Source organism: Enterococcus sp. DIV0358, assembly GCF_051713465.1.
Taxonomy (GTDB): Bacteria; Bacillota; Bacilli; order Lactobacillales; family Enterococcaceae; genus Enterococcus; species Enterococcus faecalis.
In genome coordinates this window covers 771,374-791,587 of the sequence record NZ_JBIOPX010000001.1, presented here as the reverse complement: position 1 = coordinate 791,587, position 20,214 = coordinate 771,374, and the positions used below count along the sequence as shown (strand labels likewise).

16 protein-coding genes and 2 pseudogenes are annotated in these 20,214 nt (G+C 32.4%); 1 reads left to right on the top strand and 17 read right to left on the bottom strand.

What is annotated here, in order from left to right:
* Positions 1-9: 9 nt before the first annotated feature.
* From IGK70_RS03950 to istA, 9 genes and pseudogenes are all read right to left on the bottom strand, one after another.
* Positions 10-1,512: a C47 family peptidase gene (locus IGK70_RS03950; protein ID WP_259276362.1), complete on the bottom strand. Its 1,503-nt coding sequence runs from the start codon at positions 1,510-1,512 to the stop codon at positions 10-12.
* Between the two features lie 18 nt (positions 1,513-1,530).
* The gene (locus tag IGK70_RS03945) at positions 1,531-1,839 is read right to left on the bottom strand and encodes a hypothetical protein (RefSeq protein ID WP_259276361.1); all 309 of its coding nucleotides are present in this window, start codon (positions 1,837-1,839) and stop codon (positions 1,531-1,533) included.
* Positions 1,840-1,851: 12 nt separating this feature from the next.
* On the bottom strand, positions 1,852-2,532 hold the full coding sequence (locus tag IGK70_RS03940) for a hypothetical protein (protein ID WP_002404658.1): 681 nt from the start codon (positions 2,530-2,532) through the stop codon (positions 1,852-1,854).
* 464 nt (positions 2,533-2,996) lie between these two features.
* On the bottom strand, positions 2,997-3,629 hold the full coding sequence (locus tag IGK70_RS03935) for a hypothetical protein (RefSeq protein ID WP_010712170.1): 633 nt from the start codon (positions 3,627-3,629) through the stop codon (positions 2,997-2,999).
* A 280-nt stretch (positions 3,630-3,909) separates the two neighbouring features.
* Positions 3,910-4,092 carry a hypothetical protein gene (locus tag IGK70_RS03930; protein ID WP_002358506.1) on the bottom strand — a complete coding sequence of 61 codons (183 nt, stop codon included), beginning with the start codon at positions 4,090-4,092 and terminating at the stop codon, positions 3,910-3,912.
* Positions 4,093-4,286: 194 nt separating this feature from the next.
* A complete protein-coding gene (locus IGK70_RS03925) occupies positions 4,287-4,874 on the bottom strand; it encodes a replication-relaxation family protein (RefSeq protein ID WP_010712169.1) in 588 nt (195 codons plus the stop codon).
* A 715-nt stretch (positions 4,875-5,589) separates the two neighbouring features.
* Positions 5,590-6,848, bottom strand: a pseudogene (locus IGK70_RS03920) (TraM recognition domain-containing protein); the annotation flags it as partial.
* Between the two features lie 47 nt (positions 6,849-6,895).
* Positions 6,896-7,649: pseudogene (gene istB / locus IGK70_RS03915) on the bottom strand (IS21-like element helper ATPase IstB).
* Between the two features lie 12 nt (positions 7,650-7,661).
* Positions 7,662-8,888 carry an IS21 family transposase gene (istA, locus tag IGK70_RS03910; protein ID WP_220421811.1) on the bottom strand — a complete coding sequence of 409 codons (1,227 nt, stop codon included), beginning with the start codon at positions 8,886-8,888 and terminating at the stop codon, positions 7,662-7,664.
* 109 nt (positions 8,889-8,997) lie between these two features.
* On the opposite strand from istA, the gene IGK70_RS03905 reads away from it, so the two are divergent.
* Positions 8,998-9,144, top strand: a complete 147-nt coding sequence (locus IGK70_RS03905; protein ID WP_104670851.1) for a helix-turn-helix transcriptional regulator — start codon at positions 8,998-9,000, stop codon at positions 9,142-9,144.
* Between the two features lie 1,114 nt (positions 9,145-10,258).
* On the opposite strand, the gene IGK70_RS03900 is transcribed toward IGK70_RS03905, so the two are convergent.
* The 8 genes from IGK70_RS03900 to IGK70_RS03865 all read right to left on the bottom strand — a co-directional run bounded on the left by IGK70_RS03900 (position 10,259) and on the right by IGK70_RS03865 (position 20,079).
* Positions 10,259-11,896: an LPXTG cell wall anchor domain-containing protein gene (locus tag IGK70_RS03900; RefSeq protein ID WP_438775178.1), complete on the bottom strand. Its 1,638-nt coding sequence runs from the start codon at positions 11,894-11,896 to the stop codon at positions 10,259-10,261.
* A 571-nt stretch (positions 11,897-12,467) separates the two neighbouring features.
* Positions 12,468-13,919, bottom strand: a complete 1,452-nt coding sequence (locus IGK70_RS03895; RefSeq protein WP_010712162.1) for an arylsulfatase — start codon at positions 13,917-13,919, stop codon at positions 12,468-12,470.
* A 68-nt stretch (positions 13,920-13,987) separates the two neighbouring features.
* Positions 13,988-14,806 (bottom strand): PTS system mannose/fructose/sorbose family transporter subunit IID, encoded by an 819-nt coding sequence (locus IGK70_RS03890; protein WP_025189332.1) that lies wholly within the window; start codon positions 14,804-14,806, stop codon positions 13,988-13,990.
* Positions 14,790-15,602 (bottom strand): PTS mannose/fructose/sorbose/N-acetylgalactosamine transporter subunit IIC, encoded by an 813-nt coding sequence (locus IGK70_RS03885; RefSeq protein ID WP_010712160.1) that lies wholly within the window; start codon positions 15,600-15,602, stop codon positions 14,790-14,792. The genes IGK70_RS03890 and IGK70_RS03885 overlap by 17 nt, the downstream gene beginning before the upstream one ends.
* A 21-nt stretch (positions 15,603-15,623) precedes the next feature.
* Positions 15,624-17,372, bottom strand: coding sequence for a hypothetical protein (locus tag IGK70_RS03880; RefSeq protein WP_010712159.1), 1,749 nt, complete (start codon positions 17,370-17,372; stop codon positions 15,624-15,626).
* 14 nt (positions 17,373-17,386) lie between these two features.
* Positions 17,387-17,794, bottom strand: coding sequence for a PTS sugar transporter subunit IIA (locus IGK70_RS03875; RefSeq protein ID WP_010712158.1), 408 nt, complete (start codon positions 17,792-17,794; stop codon positions 17,387-17,389).
* Positions 17,795-17,817: 23 nt separating this feature from the next.
* Entirely contained in the window at positions 17,818-18,297 is a 480-nt protein-coding gene (locus tag IGK70_RS03870) for a PTS system mannose/fructose/N-acetylgalactosamine-transporter subunit IIB (RefSeq protein WP_010712157.1), read from the bottom strand.
* 3 nt (positions 18,298-18,300) lie between these two features.
* Positions 18,301-20,079: a glycoside hydrolase family 35 protein gene (locus IGK70_RS03865; RefSeq protein ID WP_010819853.1), complete on the bottom strand. Its 1,779-nt coding sequence runs from the start codon at positions 20,077-20,079 to the stop codon at positions 18,301-18,303.
* Positions 20,080-20,214: the final 135 nt, after the last annotated feature.

Here is a 20,214-nt window from a genome sequence, read left to right as displayed (position 1 = left end):
TATGAATAATTAATTTATACTCAAACTCTTTTTGTCTATCCAACCTCTTAAATCTGGACTATAAAAATAAGAACCTGCATCTTGAGTAATACTTACATAGTTATTTGCATAGCTATTAGCTCTTCCAATATTCTTAAACCCTTTTTGCCCCCAAGGCAATGTATCAATAGTCATGTTAGTATCTAAAACTGTTAAATGATTTCTTTTCTCTCTCATTATCCATTTTTTATTGGTTGTAACATTTGTACTCTTAATTGCATCTACTTGCCTTTGAACATTTACATTAAAAGCTTTTTTGTCAATCCATCCTAAATTAGGCACAAAATAATATGATCCACTCCGAGCGTTTATGATAACTGACTGATTAATATGATCTTTTGTATAGCCAATATGTTGAATTCCCGCTTGCCAGGGAATGTAATCAATGGAATAGCCACTTTTTTCAATCTTTGCTTGAACATTTGTCGCTATCACTTCAGTTAATGCTTTTTTATCAACCCATCCTCGCAGTTCATCACAATAAACATACGGTGCAGCTTCTTGTGTCGCAGTAACTACCCATCCTGCAAACTTTCCTGAAGTATTTATTCTTTCAGATCCGAGTCGCCCTGCCGGAAGAGTATTAATCGTTTCCGTATTTGTATTTACCATCATTGTTTTGTTGATTTCAGTTATTGTCATTGGGTTTTCATTCTCGTCGACATAGTTACCTTGTTGAAAATTATACCATGTCCTATACCATTCATATTGGTAGGGACCTAACGTCATGTATGGCGATTTACTAGAAACAATAAACGTATCTTCCCACCATGGATTCCAATAATGATAGAAAGGATTATACGGTCCCATAGCCCCAGTTTTAGCTACAGTATAACCCATCAATACAATGGCATGTCCAGTGGCTGTGTCTGATTTTAAATCCGTTATAATTGGACGATTGTTGTCTATTTCATTTTTTATTTTGTCAAAAGTAATAGTATTCGTTTCAAACCTAATATTTTTGTTGAATGCTTTTTTTACATAATTTAACGCAGGTCCTATACTAGTATTAATAACCCAATCAATAGAAGATTTTTCCTCTTCTGTTGCATTTGGAAAAGATTGATCAATTATTTTTTTTGCTGAAGTAATCTCTGCATTTGCTTGATTATTTATAATAGCAGCTAATGCATAATATTCACACCATGGTTTTTCTCCTTGTGTTTCATATACCGTCCAAGGTAACACATTACTTTCAAATTCAACAGAAGCTCGTTTCACGCGTAAATTAGGTTTTGCACTTGCTTCAGTTATATCATAGACAACAGAATCAATACTACCTGTATTTGTTGGAGAACTCGCAAGAGAGTCTACATATAGTAACGGCTTTTTCTGCCCTTGGTAATCATAAAAAATATTTTGACTAACTCCAAATAAAGCAATAGGTAGGCTTTGATCCGTTGCAAGTGTGTTACTTAATTCTTCTAATTTAGTCGCCAACATTTTCGATAAAATAAAACTATCAGCATTCAAGCCATCAGACGAATCTAGCTAAAGCATATACGCAATTCTTTTTTCCTGATTACTAATAATAGGGAAATTATACTTAATACTTTCTGGATAACTAATTGTAAAAGGTTTTCCTAGATAGTAATCAGAGACACTTCCATTTTCAGGATAAATCATGTTAGTTAAATATTCTTCCCAATGTTGCGAAGCTAAAGTTGTTATTTCTACAGGAATCTTCTCTGTCTTTACGTATAGTGACGTGGCTTCTGAATTTCGTGGAAAACCAACAATCCCTAAAATAAGCAACCCTAATAGAAATATTAATAGTTTAATTCTTTTTAATGTTTTCATTTTTACCCCTCTTTATTTATAAAAACCATATAAAGTTTTATCCCACTTAAATGTAACATTTGCTGACGGATCTATTGTACTTTCATTCATTAGTAAGAAAATTTCATTTTTGGTTGCATCATTAATAAATCCTTTACCATGATTTAAGCTTTTATACATATACATGATCATTGATGGCTGATTTGGAAATGAAATTTTTTGATACCCATAAACAAGAACTGCCGTTTCTTGCTCAATCCAATAATCACCGTTAGCTGTCAGAAAGGCAATCACCGGACGTTTATTAGATAACTCTACTTTCAATAGATTTGTGTCTAAACTTCCATTTACTATTTTAGTGTTGTAATTTTGGCTATGCAGAAATTCATTTGCTTGTTCTAAATTAGCTGTAACGGATTTTAACTGACTTTCTGTGTAGTAAGGATAAACATATTTAAGTAAGTGGTTGACTTTTCTATCCGTTGATTTTTCTACAAAATTTAGTGCTTCAATTACCGATTCTGGTGTTGCTTGCATGGTAAATTTTTTTTGGTAGGGTTCATTAAACTCTTGAATTATTGTAGTTTCTACTTCAGGTGCAATTGGCTGGTTAGAGTCTGCACTAGCTTTTGTGTCAAAAATAAATAAAAAACTAATTATACAGCTTAAAGATATAAACATTTTATTTTTCAAAAAAACACGCCCTTTTTGCATAATGTCAAACCTATTGCCCACAATAACATAGCTAATCTGTTACTGTGGGCAATAACTTATTTGTTATTTTCCAAGACAAAATAACTGATAATTGGTGAAAAAATTTAAAAAACCAATCTACTACATCCCTCCCTCTAATAAGTTATAAAAAAGAGAAAAAAGCAAGTATAGTTATTAAGACTAGAAAAGTAGTATCCTGCTTCTTATTATATGTGTTAATTTCTTTATTAGTAACGCATAGGATTTCTGTAAAAATCATTCTGATACCTGCTTAAATATAGATATTAAATCAATGTAAGATGTAAGCACCAATCTACTTACTATCTTTTCCAATAAAATAGCTCAAAATAGGTACAGACACATAAAAAATTAATGGACTATAATATTTTGATTGATTAGTAAAAATATACATAAAAATAACTAGAGCTATTATTAAAATAATAAATAAAATATTTCTTATTTTTTTATGCATATGCGTTGATTCCCATATTTGTAATATCTAAAGTTTCCGTTATCGTAATTCTCGCTCCAGCTTTAGTATCTCCATCTTTTTCATGATCTCTCATAATACCATTAGCAGTAGCAAAACGATAAGAAGCATAAGATCCTAATGCTACAACGACTGCAGCTAATCCCGCAGTTGCTCCAGTTGCAATACCCATAGCGCCAGCAATTGCAGCAGCAATACCCCCGGAACCACCTGAAGCCCCTTCCATTAATCCTAATTTAGCAAACAAATCAGCCAACTTATTAATCCCTGCCTGATTATAAGCATAGAAATTCAATCCCCCATTAACTATTCTAAGCTCTGTAGAAGGTCGTGCATTTCTTAAAACAGGCATACCCGGACTGATAGCATCAGCAAAATTGACTGTGGCTCCTTCATATTGGCTTAAAAGGCGATTTACTTCATCCAATTTTTCAGCAGGTGTCATATTTTCCATTTTCTTCAGTTGATTGTCGACTACTTTTTCTATTTCATTTACTTTTTGATTATAAGATTCGCTAGCATACACCGAACTACCAGTACTTATAAAAGGAAATAGAGCAAGAGCCAGCATTGCGAAAAAGCAGATTGTTTTTGATTTTTTTAACATTTTATTACCCCCAACTTTTAATTGTTAATGATTATATTGTTATACAAAAACCTGATTTAAGTTATCATAAATATATAACCCCTTTCATTAATACTTGCAAATATAGTTTACCTCTCATTTTAAACAATTGCAACCGGTTTCATTTTTACTGGAGCAAAAAGAGAATCACTATTGAAATTATTTTTTTATATGTTATAAAATGATTGTAGGAAGCACAAATCACTTCTTTACAAATCTATCTCTTTAGCCAGTCGGCGGAAAACGACTGGCTATTTTATTATTATTCGACACATTGACTACATAAGTCTTCTTCAATCCAATAACAGCCCCCTGGACATGCATTAAATTGAGTACATCCACAAACTCTGCACCTCCTATCGTCCGGATCAAAAATTTTATTTAATTCTTCTTGCTCCTTCTGATATTTTTCAAATTTTTCTAAGTAGGAGTCCAAATCAGGCATATAATTTCCTCCATTTATAAATTCATTAGTTGATTAACTCTTTACTCTTAAACTGTAAGCCTTCCTGGTAATCTGAATGAAAAGCCTCGAAGTTTTCAACCTGGTGTTAGGTGTCCTTTCCTTTATTGGTGTTCTTCTGAAAGAAGAAACGCTTCTTTTCTAACAATTTTTTATATGAATAAATGATACGACTATCAGTTAATAAACGTATCTTCTTCTATTAGTTTTTTCATGTTTGGTTCAAATTCTTCAGCTGAAAAAATATGCAATCGATCAAACACTTCTTTGTACTCGTCCCCTTCTTTGTCAATAAAATATTCTTTAAACATATCAAGTTCTTCTTTAATGATTGAACTAGGTGTTACATAAATTAAGCGTGCATCTTCATAATTTTTTAAATGTTTAATGTATTTTGGAAACACACCCTGACTATAACGTCGTTTTGTCTTTAGTGTTAATTCTATTTCAAATTGCCACTCTACTTCTCGTCCAATACTATCCAAAAACATAAAAATGAAGTCAGGAACAAAGTATTTTACGCCTTTTTGAATTTTCTTCTCGTCCTTTACTTCATATACTTTGCGACGCTCTGATACTACCGCTTTGAGGTGCGGGTGGTTATTACAAAGTTCCAACATTTTTATCAGATAATCATTAATTTGTAAGTGGTGTTGTAAATTGTATTCAGGAACTTTTGGCAAGGTGTAGTACCCACCAATGTAATTATGCCCTTCTTTTGTTAGGTAATAAAATTTTGTTGATCCAATTTGGGAACATTCCACTAGATTTTTTTCCTTCAGTTTTTTTAGATTACCGTATACACTACTTTTTTTTTTGCCATATTATCAAATTGACAAAAGTCAATAAGTTGTTTTACCGATACAACTCTCAATTCATGTAGTAAACATAAAAGAATCAAGTGTATCTTATCTTCTTTTGAATAATCAATAAAGTAATTGTAAAGTAATGGTTTCAAAGTATCACCGTATTTCTATAAAATGTACAAATAGGCAAAGCCTATTTGTTTCATTGAAAAAGAGTTTCGGAACAACGTGTAGAAATTCTTTTTCAGCTTTTAAGTCCTCCAAGTTTTGGTGGAGGATTTAGGAGGTTGTTGTTTTGGGCGATAGTCCCTTCAAGGTTTGGTGAAGGGGCGTCTATCGCAAGGGGTAGTTGTTAATCTTTTGAACTTTATCTTTTGAACTTTTTTCTTTATTTTTTATTACTTCTATCACCTTACTCATTCTATTTTTTACTCTATTCTGTTTGTCCTCGGCGCTTGGTATTTTTTTCGTAGTTGCAAAATTCCTGACCATTTTCGCTCAACGTGGGTTAAAACCCCCATTAAGCGAAAATGGTCAGGAATTTTGCAGGCGGAGAAAGCCTTTTATACCAAGCGCCGAGGACACGCCACTACAATTTATAATTCCACACACTTTCCAGTGGTTTTCCTAAGTATTTCCATGATGTTTCCAAAATTTGACACACTATATTAATCTATTTTGAATTACTTTTTTGTAACCATTCGAGTGCGTTTCGCACATAAACTTTTTGTGGTGGGAGGTTTACATTTTCTGCTGTACGATAAATAATAAACTCCACTGTACGCAATTCTTTTATCTTGTTTGGACTGATTTTGAAGCGATCTACATTACGTTTGGTTCATCTATCTCCTGACCAATCAGATTTTCCAACATCTGAATAACCATCTTCTTGTTCCGTAACTGAAGTTACATCAATGTCTTGGTACGTTCCCATTGTTTCACTCCAATACTCGGCTTCACCTTTTTCGTTGGTCTTTCCAATGAAAAAAGTATTCACATTTCCGACAAGTTGTTCCATTAATTTATCGCCTAATTTTGCAATATCTGCCATCATTTAAGGAGTGAAAATACCGTAAACACCTGCACCTCTTCCTTTATTTACCATATCAATAAACGTTTCATTTAGATAAGAAGCAGGTTCATCAAAAATCACAAGGACTTCACGTTTAACATTTTTTCGATACATTTCAGAAGCAAAATAATTTACGTCTCCGACTAACATTTGCGCTAAAGTGCGGATATATTCTTTGTAAATCAACCCATTGAACGATACGTAAACTAACTTGCGTTGATTGACAATTTCTTGCACATCGAGAACATTTTTTGCGTTTTTAGTATCAAATAATTTTCCTAACTCACTGTCTAATAACATGTTAATGTTTGTCTTTAATGCTTCTGATGTGGCATACAAATAAAACGGTGAATCTTTATGTTCATAACGAATAAATAATCGAATGTTTCTGGATTAAGGACAACCGTTTCCGTTTCTTTTTGCGCTATTCCTAGTTGGGAAATGTTTCTAAATTTACTGTTCTTAATTTGTGAATCTTCCTCTTTTTCTTCTTTATCAAGGTCTGAATCAGGCAGTATCTCGCTTCCTTCTTTCACTGATTTTTTCTTTGGTTGTTGTATTTTCTTTTCTACTTCAATTTCAAATAGTTTGGGATTGTTTGGTAAAATCGCATCCGCAAATAAGTGTAAAACATTTCTCGGAAGTAAAAACCGTTGAACAAATGGTAGACTTCGTTCAACGGTTTCTGTCGTACGAGTGTCTCCAGATAAAGTAACCTTGGCTCCTTTAAACTCGTCTAACAATTGAATTGTTACTTGCAAAAGAGCTTTCGCTGCGCCTGAATAAAAGACACTTTCTGTTTCGGCTAAAGACACTAACTTATCTCGAATAGATATGTCATTTCCATGCTCTACTGGGTGTCAATGGCCATTCAAAAATGTAGGTTTTTGGCCCATAAATAACAAGGTTACTTATACGACAACTTTTTTTCTTTATAATCTTTAATTCGATAAGACTTTCCAGTAATTTGAATAATCTTAGCGTGGTGCACTAATCGATCGATTAGTGCATTTGTTAATTTTTTATCTTGAAAAGTTTCAGCCCATTGAGACAAAGGAATATTCGTTGTAATTATGGTTGATTTTTTTCATAGCGTAGATTAATTAATTGAAAGAACAACTTTGCCTCGTCAGGGGTAAAAGGCAAATAACCAATTTCATCAATAATTAGTAAGTCGTAAGAAGCATATTTTTTTAACAATCGATCTAAATTTCCACGTTGATTTGCACGATTTAATCGATTGACTAATTCATTGCTTAAAGCAAAATGGCAAGAATAACCTTTGGTTATAACTTCTAGTGTAATGGCAATAGCTAAGTGAGTTTTCCCACTCCGCTATTTCCAATAAACAATATATTATTGTTTGTATCCATAAAGCGTAAGGTGCACAAATCTAAAATTTCTGTTCGGTTAATCTTTGGTTGAAATACAAAATCAAAATCATTGATTGTTTTTTTAAACGGTAAATTCGCCTTTCTTAAACGATTTTCTTTTTGTCGTTCATTTCGTTAGTTTATTTCTTCTGTCATTAAATGATTTAAAGCTTCTACAAAACTAAGATTTTCTTGAACAATTGTATCGAGATATTCTGGTAAAATTTCTCTCGTATGTTTTAAATTCAAATCTTCTAATTTGTTTAGTAAATGATAATAATTAGACATAATGATTCACCTCTATAATTCGTCATACGCTTGTAAATTTTCATCAACAAACCGTTCTAATTCTTCGTCTTCTAAATGTTTAAACACATCAGAACGCAGAATCTCTATATAATCGTTTCGATGATAATTAAGCAATTGATGAGTAATTGTATGTGTGCGAATAAGAGTGGAGTCATCGTAAATATAAAGTCTATCTTCTTTTACACGAAGTGTAAGAATTTTACCGATGTAATTTACTGGCACAGAATATTTATTTTGATTCCATTGAACCATCGCTTCGTTAGATACTTTTCGTTTAATTTGTTTTTCAACAGAAGAATAGATTTTAAGTTGATTCGCATCAAAAGAAGACAGTTGTTCTTTTTCGTATGACCAATGGTCACTAGGACATTCATGAATCGCTTGAGAAATTTCTTCAGTATTTAATGAATCCATGATTGTTTGAATAATTTTCTCTAATTCATGAGTGGATTCAAATTCATAATTAAATACACGAACTCGTTCGATTGATCGTGCAAGAGCTTCAACTTTTCCTTTTGTTTGAGGTCGAAAAGCACGACAAGCAATTGGAAGAAATCCCGCTTCTTTCGCATATTGTCGAAATCGCTCGTTAAAAACAACTTTAGAAAATTGACTTCGACTACGGTCAACAACAGTTTTCATATTATCAAACCATATTTCCGTAGGAACACCTCCGGCGTATTGAAAGGCATTAGTTAAGCAACGAAATAGAGTAGTTTGAGAACGATCAAAAGTTAGTTCTAAGTACTTAATTCTGGAATATCCTAAAACATAAAGAAAGATATTACAAGAAATAATTTCGCCGAATTTATTGACTAATTTTAAATCTTCTTTCCAATCAACTTGAGCAGATAAACCAGGGGTTGTTTCCACACGAATCGTTGCTTTTTGCATTTTATCTGCTCGGATATTTCGGCAATATCTTCTTAGTGTTCGTGAACTTCCACGATAGCCATGTTTAGAAATAAAATGATAAATGACAGAAGCAAAACAACCTAAAGCTAATTTGTCAGCGATAATATCTTCAAAATCACTAACCAAAGTTTTTTTGTTTTTATTTTTTTGAGCAAGTAAAGGCAATTTATTGCTTATTCCAGCTTCATAATAACGTTTTACTGTACGATAATCACAATTGTATTGTTTAGCTAGAGCAGCATAATTAGGTTTTGTATGAGTCATAATGAAAGGTAACACTCCTTCATAAATATCTTTTCTCAATACGCTTTCCTCCTTGAATAAAATAACACAAGGAAAGCGTACCAAATGACGCATAAACCTACATTTTTATTTGGCCATTTTTCTACATTTTAACTTGACCATTTACAAAATGAATAGTCTTTCACAGGAGAAGTTCGCAGAGAAAATTGGTGTCAGCTGTCAGACAATTTCAAAATGGGAAACAGGAAATGTAGTACCGGATGTTGGGATGTTAACCAGGATTGCTGATTTCTATATATTACGCTGGATCAATTAGTCAGAGACGAATACTAACTCCCTATGTATAAAGCTGTTGAAGAAGCGAGTAATACAATGACATCTATTAAATTTGATTGATTTGATCTTAGCAAATATCTTGGGAAAGTGTGCGGCATATCTATGAATAGTTTCAGGTATAATATCATTAGAAATGCTAAAATTGTCGGAATATGGAATGGTATGATTTGAAAAAAATAATATGGATATTTCAATGTACGAAACAGTTTAGTCATTATTGTTAAAAGGAAAGAATACTATATACCACATAATCGTATGGAATATGGGAAATGCACCGCTTATGTTAATAAAAGAAATTATTATGGAGAACATACATATATGTTTAGTTATATTGAAGATATTTCTGAAAATGGCGTAAAAATACGGACAGGAGAATTTATTTAAGAGGTTTCTTATGATGATTTATCTGTTATTCAGATGAAGTCTAAAATAAACAAATAGGATTTTTAGAAGTTGAAATAATGAAGAATAATAAGAAAACCACAGGAGAGTTAATTCTCTGGCGGACTTTTTGTATGACTAACCTTATTTCAAGGGAATTACGGATAGATCTCCTTCCCACATTTTTCACAGGTAAATTGGGGAGGATTGTTCGGATCATTTGCAATATCTGTATCATCTAACAATTTTACTACATCCATTGGGATTTATTCTTTTTCACCACAACTTAGACATATAAATTTCACGTTAGCATTCCTAATCCCATCGCATTACTTTAAAAGTTTTTTCTTCCTCATACTGTTTCCTGAATTCTTTTTGGCCAATTTTTCGATTCTCCTTTCGCCTAAACCGCTTTGAGTAGAATTCTTGTTAACAGACATGAACGCCGACTACTTCCATCTCACCAAATGCGAAAATAGTGATTGATCAATTTCATAAAGACAATGAAACGAGTATCCTACGGATTTAAATCATTTGAGAACATGATAATCAGAATCTTTTTAATCAATTAATCAAAGTAAGATAACAAAAAATCTGAGCCAGAATGTGATTCATTCTGACCCAGATTTAATTTTATGCAACTCATCAGTCCTTATTAACAAAGATCCAAACTATTATTAATTTGGGATCTAAAGTTTCTGCCATTATTATTTCTACAGATTTGAAATTTTTATTTTCTTATCAATTATAAATAGCAGCAATGCCCCGAACAATGCTAATATTCCTGCATAAATTGACATACCAGAATTATCACCTGTTTTCGGTAGTTTTTCCTGATTCTTATGTGTAATTTCTTGTTTAGCTTTCATATCTGACGCTAAAGTATTGCCAGAACTACTTTTTACTTCATCTACCTGTTTCTCTTCAACGGTTGAATTATATGATTGAATTTTTTTTGTTTTTTCATCTGCCGCCTTTTCGATATCTGATTTTGCCATATCTTTATCGTGTTTAACAGGAGTAGTCTCTTTCACATCAAAACTAAATGTACCTGCTACTGTTGCCGGTTGATTTTCATTGACTATGATTGGATATTCTTGACCATTTAAATTAAGTTTTACATTCTCAATCTTTTTCTTGAAAATATCCTGATTAGAACCTCTGTACATAAACTTGATATCATAACTATAGCTATGCCCACCTTCAAATTTGATAGGAGCTATCTTTCCACCTGTTTCTACCAGTGTAGAATAATCTACAAACCCACCATTGTCAGAAATCAGTACCATCTTATTTGATGCATCATCAGTTTTCCAGATGGTTAAAACTGCATCCACATTTTCAGGTAATCCACTTACTTTTGCAAAGCTTGTATCCGTTCCTTCTTTCGGCGCACCGACATTCATCACAATATCGTGTTTAACAGGGGTAGTCTCTTTCACATCAAAACTAAATGTACCTGCTACTGTTGCCGGTTGATTTTCATTGACTATGATTGGATATTCTTGACCATTTAAATTAAGTTTTACATTCTCAATCTTTTTCTTGAAAATATCCTGATTAGAACCTCTGTACATAAACTTGATATCATAACTATAGCTATGCCCACCTTCAAATTTGATAGGAGCTATCTTTCCACCTGTTTCTACCAGTGTAGAATAATCTACAAACCCACCATTGTCAGAAATCAGTACCATCTTATTTGATGCATCATCAGTTTTCCAGATGGTTAAAACTGCATCCACATTTTCAGGTAATCCACTTACTTTTGCAAAGCTTGTATCCGTTCCTTCTTTCGGCGCACCGACATTCATCACAATATCGTGTTTAACAGGGGTAGTCTCTTTCACATCAAAACTAAATGTACCTGCTACTGTTGCCGGTTGATTTTCATTGACTATGATTGGATATTCTTGACCATTTAAATTAAGTTTTACATTCTCAATCTTTTTCTTGAAAATATCCTGATTAGAACCTCTGTACATAAACTTGATATCATAACTATAGCTATGCCCACCTTCAAATTTGATAGGAGCTATCTTTCCACCTGTTTCTACCAGTGTAGAATAATCTACAAACCCACCATTGTCAGAAATCAGTACCATCTTATTTGATGCATCATCAGTTTTCCAGATGGTTAAAACTGCATCCACATTTTCAGGTAATCCACTTACTTTTGCAAAGCTTGTATCCGTTCCTTCTTTCGGCGCACCGACATTCATCACAATATCGTGTTTAACCATCTCTATATTAGTTGCATTTTCCTTAGCAAATACCCTTATATTATTTACTAAACATAATGCTAAAAGTATTGCAATAACCAGTACTTTCGTTCCTTTGTTTCTTCTCATTTTTTACTCCTCCTACATCACTTATATTTTTTATTGAAATCATTCTATCAAAAAAGCTGAAAATATATAGAAAAAATTTAATGATTACAGAGGTCTCTTATGAGACCTTTACTTCTGCTTCTGATAAAAGATATTCGAAACCAGCATATAAACAAACTGTTTAGCATCCCCTTGTTTTTCTGCCTCTTTTATGATTACTTGATCAAAAAAACTGTTTAATTTCTTTTCTGCTAATTCTTTGAACTCTTTGGCTTTTTCTACGCCAAAACTAAAGTAGGATTTTGTCGTCCTTTGTCGGAATAATTATTTTACGAATATAAAAGTTAATTTGATTTGATGTTTTCAACCGATATTTCCAGCATTCTCCATCCACATATTCGCATAGATAGCCGTTTTGATACAAATAATAAAACTGAGTCAGATTTAATTTTGCACACTCATCGGTCCTTATTAACAAAGAACCAAGAATATTTGATTTTTTGAAATAAATATGCAAAGTTTTGCTTGTATCTGAATATATTTTGACTCAGTATACCCTATGTTGATTCTTTATCGCATCTTCACTTTTAATTTATTTTTTACTTTTTAAAGTTGAAACAATTTTGGATAACGCTACTTGAATTAATTGCCCATCTTTAACAAATCCTTCTTCTCTATCTTTTAAATATTCTACTAATTTATATTTCATTTCACAAACAATAGATTTATATTCATCATTATTATATAAATTTTTCATCTCATTTGGATCGTTTATCATATCAAATAATTGATACGTATTCTTTACAGGAAACCATATAAATTTCCATTGATCCGTCAATATATATTGACTAGAATCTATGCCTAAACTATGTTCTCCATGAATTTCTTTTCGCCATCCTTCAGAGTTTCCAAAGAGCAACTGTTTAACACTTTTTCCATCTGTATTTATATATTGTCCTATTACTAAATCAACTAGTGAAGGAAATATATCCTGTATTTTTACAAGTTCTTTAATTCCATGTTTTTTTGCTGAGATCAGCTCACCAGGATCGTAAATAAACGATGGAATACGAATACTCCCTTGGTAAGGATACCCTTTTCTGAATAAGTAATGTTCTCCTAATTGATCTCCATGATCTGAAATGAACCAAATGATTGTATCTTTATCATGTCTAAATTCTTTTAAAGCCATTAAAAAGCGATTGATCTGATGATCTATATGAGAAATGAGGCCATAATATCCAGCAACCATTCTTCTTTGATCATCCTCTTTTAATTTCCCTCTTAAGGCACAAACATCTGGAACAACATGTTCTAATTTCTCCCAATTACCAATATGCAAGTCTAGGGCGTCTGGTAATCTATCCATATACATGTCAAAATAATATTTAGGTGGATTCAATGGCGCGTGAGGTTTCTCAAATGATAATTTTAAGAAAAATGGTACTGTAGGATCTTTCCTCCTTAAAAAGTTTATTCCTTCTGAAACTACCCAATTTGTTGGGTGAAATTTTTCAGGATACATCCAAGGTCGAGCTTCCCAAGAATTACAATTTAAACCATCATCAATCAAATCTGCTCCTAATCCTTCTTTGAGATACATCAAATAATCACTAGAGTATTCAAACTGTTCACCATATCGTTTATCATATTTTCGATCAACATGAAGATAGCCGTCGTGCAATAATACGTGATCAAATCCCAAACGTTTTCTTGAAGGATATACATGCATTTTTCCTATACACTCTGTTTGATAGCCAAAGTTTTTAAAAGTACTCGGAAGCGTTCTTTCATAATTCCAAGGAATCTCATCTTCATAACCAACCCTACCTGAATTTTTTTGGTCTAATCCTGTTAATAATGCAGCTCTTGCTGGAACACAACTTGGAACAGGAGAATAACAATTTTCAAAGTTATATCCCTGGCTAGCCATCATATCTAATGTAGGTGTACTGATAAACTTATCTTGACTATTAAAAGATAGTGCATCTGCTCTCATCTGATCCACTACAATTAAAACAACATTTGGTTGATTAGCTTTCATACTGAAAAAACTCCAATCTTCAAACTATGGAAGTAACTTACTCCCATAGTTATTCATATCTATTCTATTTATAAAACCGCTAAAATATTTAATGAATACATTAGTATTGATAAAACTAAAAATATCCAAATAACCTTTGTTGAATTGAGACTTTTTTTACTTAACAACCAGTAAGCCAATAAAACTAAAACAACAGGTACTATAGCTGGCATAATAGAGTCTAACATTTCTTTTTGAAAAGATAGTTTCTTATCACCAATAACTAATTTAAATGGAACCCCAACCTTTACAACACTAGGAACTAATCCTCCTATTACTACTACGCCAAGTAAAGTTGCTGATTCAGTTAAATCTTTTAACACTCCACCTACACTAGATACCAATTTTTTACCTTCTCGAAAAGCAATTGGTAACTCAAAATATCTTAGAAATAGTATAACAATAGATACTAATAACCAAAGAAGAACACCTAAAGGGTTTCCTTCTAATCCCATATAAGCTGCTAATGATCCAAAAATTGTTGGAATCACTGCCCCAAATAAAGAATCGCCTACAGCTGCAAAAGGTCCCATCATACTCGTTTTAATTGCTGCAACAGCATCTTTCGATTTGCTTCCATCTTCTGCTTGCAATGCTAAATCAATTCCAATAATAAATGCACTTAAAAAAGGACTGGTATTATAGAATTGCATTTCTGATTGCAACACACTTTTTAATTCTTTTTCATCTTTGTATAACTTTTTCAAAGCTGGATATACAGCTCGAACATACGCCACATTCATCATTCGTTCGTAGTTCCAACCTAGTTGAGCTCCAAACATATATCTTAAACTAACTTTTCTCAGATCTTTGCTACTTAACTTGCTAACATTAGATTTCATCATCATCAACCTCTCCGTTAACTACTTCTATATGATTGATAGTATCTAGTTTTGATTCTAATAAACGTTTATCTTGTAATTTTTTATAGTGAATAATAGCAGCTGCCAATCCTGCAAAAGAAATACCCATCATTGGAATATTTAAATAAGCGGCTAAAATATACCCAATAATTAAAAAACCGAAAAAATTCCTAATTGGCAAATAATGTAGTAAAATGGCAATCCCAACAACTGGTAATATAGCTCCTGCCAATTTTAATCCTCCCATTAACCAATCCGGTGCATAATTTAATACAGTATTTACTACTTCATTACCAAAAATTAAACATAAGCCTACTGGTATTGCACGAGATAACGCAATAGGAACTAAACTTAACCATGCTTCTAAACTAATCTTATGAAAATTTTCTTCTTCTATATGTTTATCCACACGATGTAAAAAATAAACCCCACAAAAACGAGCTAAAATATCTAATTGAACTAATAATAAGCCTACAGGAACAGAAATACCTATTGCAAATTCAATTCCTTTTCCACTAACAACACCTAATGCTGTACCAATGATTGCCCCTGTGCCAAAATCAGGAATTGATGAGCCACCAAATGTTCCTACACCTAAGACCATCAGTTGTAATGTTGCTCCTACTAATAAGCCTGTCTTAATATCTCCCATTATAATTCCTGCTAGAAAACCAGAAATTGCTGGTTTACTTAATTGTAATCCTGACAGATAAGGATCTATACCTCCTAGTATAGCTAAACATATTAAAGAAAAAATCTGAAAAAAAGAAATATCATTCATGATCAAACTACCTCCTTTATATTATTTTGAACTTTTCACTGCCCCAATATCTAGTATGTCATCTAACTTAATACCAAAAAAATCAGTTCCTAAATTATAGCCATTTTTATCGATAACCTTCTTCCCGCTATGAATAGCAGGAGATGATTGTTCCAATTTATAGCCATCAAACACTGTATTCTGACTGAATCGATCATATGTCAAATAGTTAAAATTAGGTTTTACGGGACCATTTCCAGGAGAAACAAATATATTCGACTCTTGGCTATTTACTAACAAAGCAGTATTATCTGATCTTGGCAAATTACTATAGTTACAATATAAATTATTGCTGTAGATAATGTGATTATTCGGATTCCACTCTTCATTTACTGGTTGTTTTCCAGCATTGTATATAATATTATTCTCAATCAGAGCTGACCCAGTATTCATATCCTTTCTTACAAACGTTACCCCTTTATCTATATAAAAAATGTTATTATAGATATGGGCATCAGGATTATTAGGCAAATTCAAAATGCCTTTTTTATCATTTTGACTAATATTAAATCTGAATGTACTATTTACTGCGTTTTCTAAACAAAACATAACTGTTCCACCAGAATTTCCACTACTATAATTATATTGATAAATAGTTCCATCAGCCGAATCTGCATCCCATGCTTGACCATCACCATTTCCTTGATCTGCATTTTTTGTACAATATGCTTCATTATATTGGAATAATGCATTTTTACACTTCCACGGCCACATAGCTGCTGCAACACGTTGTGTGGCAATTGGATAATCTGTTGTATTCATTTGCCTTCCTGCTCCATCAGAAACATTTCTTTGAATAATTGGAGAACTACAATACATCGTTACAATACCGTCTCCGCCTGCATCTTCGATATAATTGTTTTCAATTAAAACATTTGTATTTCCATATTTTTCTATTAGCTCCTGGTCTATTTCTGCAGAGTTTTGAAATAAATCAAAATAGGCAGAATATGCAACTACAAGTCCTGTTCGGCTAACATTTTTAATTCTATTACCTTTAATGATAATATTGTCATACTTTGGAATGCCTGTTTTTTCTTCATTATCTGGAAGTTCAGAAATGAAATATATTCCACCATTAGCCATATGCTTATTGTATATATTCCCATCTATATCATGAATATATAAATTTTCTAACACAATATTCTCAAGGGTTCCTTTATTTTTAGCAACACTCGCAACCCCGGTTCTATCCATTACTTTTAAATCATTAAAAGCTAAATGGTCTGATTGACTTTTTTCACGATCATTTGTTATCTCTATATTTTTAATCTTTATATACTCAACATCTTTTAATAAGATAGAGCTAGACACATTACCTTTATATTTATGCCATGAGTTTGGTAAAGGTTTTCCATAATCTTGATACCAGACTCCTTTTCCATTAGTATTGATAATCGGAAGGCTCCCTCTATCACCATAATTACTGATTTCAATACACGCCTTTATATTCCCTGAATTTTTTATTTGTAAATACTGATCATCAAAAACCGATCCATTTTCTAATAAAACTTTATCCCCTGGATTTAATTTAAGTTCATTTATTTTGTTTAAACTCTTAAAAGGCTCAGATTTAGATAATCCTGAATTAGTGTCACTCCCTCTTTGTGAACTAACATAGTAACAATTACCAATGGATTTACTTTCAGCATGAGCAACTTTTGTTAACATAGATAAACTGATCAAACAGCAAGTTGCAATAAAATATATTTGGATTTTTTTTATATTCATAAATTCCTCCACATTCATTCATCTTCTAAATCTATTGGATTTGCTTCCAAATATTCATTTACATGTATAATATTTTCTCTTCCTTTATTTACCAAAGAACTATCTTCTCCTAAAAATTGATTATTAACAAAGCCTATAACCATTGGCATATTCATTCCTGCATATAGTTCTATTTCTTTTCCTTCTAAAATTAATTTAGAAACAACATTGCAAGGAGTGCCTCCCATTAGATCAGCCAGAACTGTAACTTTTTTCAAACCATTAATTGTTTTTTCGAAATTTACTCGAAAATCTTTTGCTGACTCTTCAGGTAATAACCCTACAGTATAAATATTTTTTTGTGTTCCCATGATCATATCGACACTTTTCTTTAACTCTTCACAAAATCGTCCATGACTAATTAAGACTAAATGACCCGTCATCTTTTCTCCTCCTACATATATTTTTATTTATTTAACAGAGACATAAAGTCATCTGCTTTGTCACTTGGAACCATTTGCGCAATTAAATGGACACCTTTTGCATTTAATTGGTTGAACGTTTCTACATCTTGATCGACAACATTAATTGATTTCGTAATTGATCGAGTCTCAGACGTTTGAGACATATTTCCAACATTAATCTCTTTTATTGGAACGCCCAATTCTACTAATTTTAATAATCGATCAGGCTTTCGTGCAATAATCAGTAAACGCTGTGAATCGTATTTTCCTGCTAAAATATTTTGCGCTGCTTTTTCAATTGGCAAAATACTTAGTTTCACCCCTGCTGGGGTAGCTAATTTCAACCCGCTTTTTTCAATATCATTTTGAGCCACTTCATCATCCACAACCATAATTCGAGAAATATTCAACTTGGTTGTCCATAAATTGGCTACCTGTCCGTGAATTAAACGTCCATCAATTCTTACTCCAATAATACTCATTGTTCATCCCTCTTTCATTTCTTTATATAATGGTGCTTTTAATAAATTGATTTCTGGTTCATAGGTGCCTTCTGTCTCAAAAATAACAATTTCATTCTTACCAACTTTTAGAAAACCGCTAGAGATGTACAGTGAAAGCGTTGGACCTACTTCCCAAAAACGACCGATATTGGTCTGATTAACAAAGACAATTCCTTTACCAAATTTACTTAAATCAATAAAACAATCACCGATATCCTCTAAAAGAAACTCATATCGATAAAAACTTGGATGTTGAGGCTGCCATCCTTTTGAATAATCCACAGTTTTACAATTCTCCATAGGCAGTGAATATTGTTGCCAGTTTGTAATAAAATGTAAGTCTGCCATTACTCCTGTTCTAATTCCTTTTTTTTGCGTTTCCGCAAAGAGTTTATGTCCATAATTGACACGTCCCATATTTTCAATCAAAATATCCACTTGATTGATTTCTTCTATCATACTAACTTGTATATCTTCACCTATTTCTGTTTGATATTGGGTAGCTTGTAATTTTTGATTCAAAAATAATTGACTGCGATCTCTGCCATCAATTACCCGTAATCGTTCTTCCTCTGCATCCCTCTCTATCATTGTTCGGTAAAGTAGATAACCTGTATTTTGTCCCAATTCTTCCATCGTCTTTGGATACTTTGATTGAACCGGTTGACTAATGGTATCTAAAGTCGCGAAAAGACTTACTTTATTCGTCAAAGAAATCTTTTTCTTTTCAATCGTGGGTTTAATGACAGGATCTAACTGCTTAATCTCTGGATAATTGTCATGAATCATTTTCCGCAATGCATAATACTTTTCTGTTGGATTCCCCTGCTCATCCAATGGTGCGCCATAATCGTAAGAAGTAATTTGTGGTAAATCAATCACTCCTCTTGCTGAACAACCATTCATAAACCCAAAATTCGTTCCTCCATGAAACATATATAGATTAATGCTTCCTTGTTCTAATACCTCTTTTACCGCTTCAGCGAGTTCCTGTGGATCTCGTTGAATAATTGGTTCTTTCCAACGATTAAACCAACCATCCCAAAATTCCATACACATCAGTGGCCAATTTTTATCATGTTCTTTAAAAAACTGCTTCATAGAGTCAAAGTTGTCTTTTGCTTTAGAACCAAAATTACCAGTAACCAAAATGTCATCTTCAATCATACTACCTGCTCGTAAAGTAGCTCTCCACGGTCCATCAGATGTGAAGAAAGGAATTGTAACTCCTCTATCAATCATCAAATCTCTTATTGCACGCAAGTAATCCTTTTCTTCTCCAAAAGATCCATATTCATTTTCAATTTGAATCATCAAAATATTTCCACCATTATCTAATTGATGTGGCACAATCTTTTTCATCAAAACATCATAATAATCTGCCACATATTTTAAGTAAACGGTTTCGTTTCTTCGAATATGAATAGGTTCACGGAGTAGCCAAGACGGAAAGCCTCCAAATTCCCATTCAGCACAAATATATGGAGATGGGCGTACAATTGCATATAAACCTAGCTTTTGAGCTAATGTCAAAAATTTCTCTAAATCTAATATGCCTTCAAATTGAAATTCTCCTTTTTGGGGCTCATGCAAATTCCAAGGAACATACGTCTCTACCGTATTAAATCCTAGCGCTTTTAAATTATACAAAGAGTGTTCCCAATCACACGGGTGAATACGAAAGTAATGAATTGCACCAGACATTATTCTAAATGTTTTTCCATTCAATAAAAATTCTTCTTTTATCTCAAATGTAGCCATCTTTGATTGATCACCTTACTATCTTAATATACTAAGTATATTAAGATAGTAAGGATTAAAAGTCAACAAATTTCATAAAAAAAGTCAACAAATTTCATAAAATATGTTAATATTAAATACAAAAAGCTTACTGGA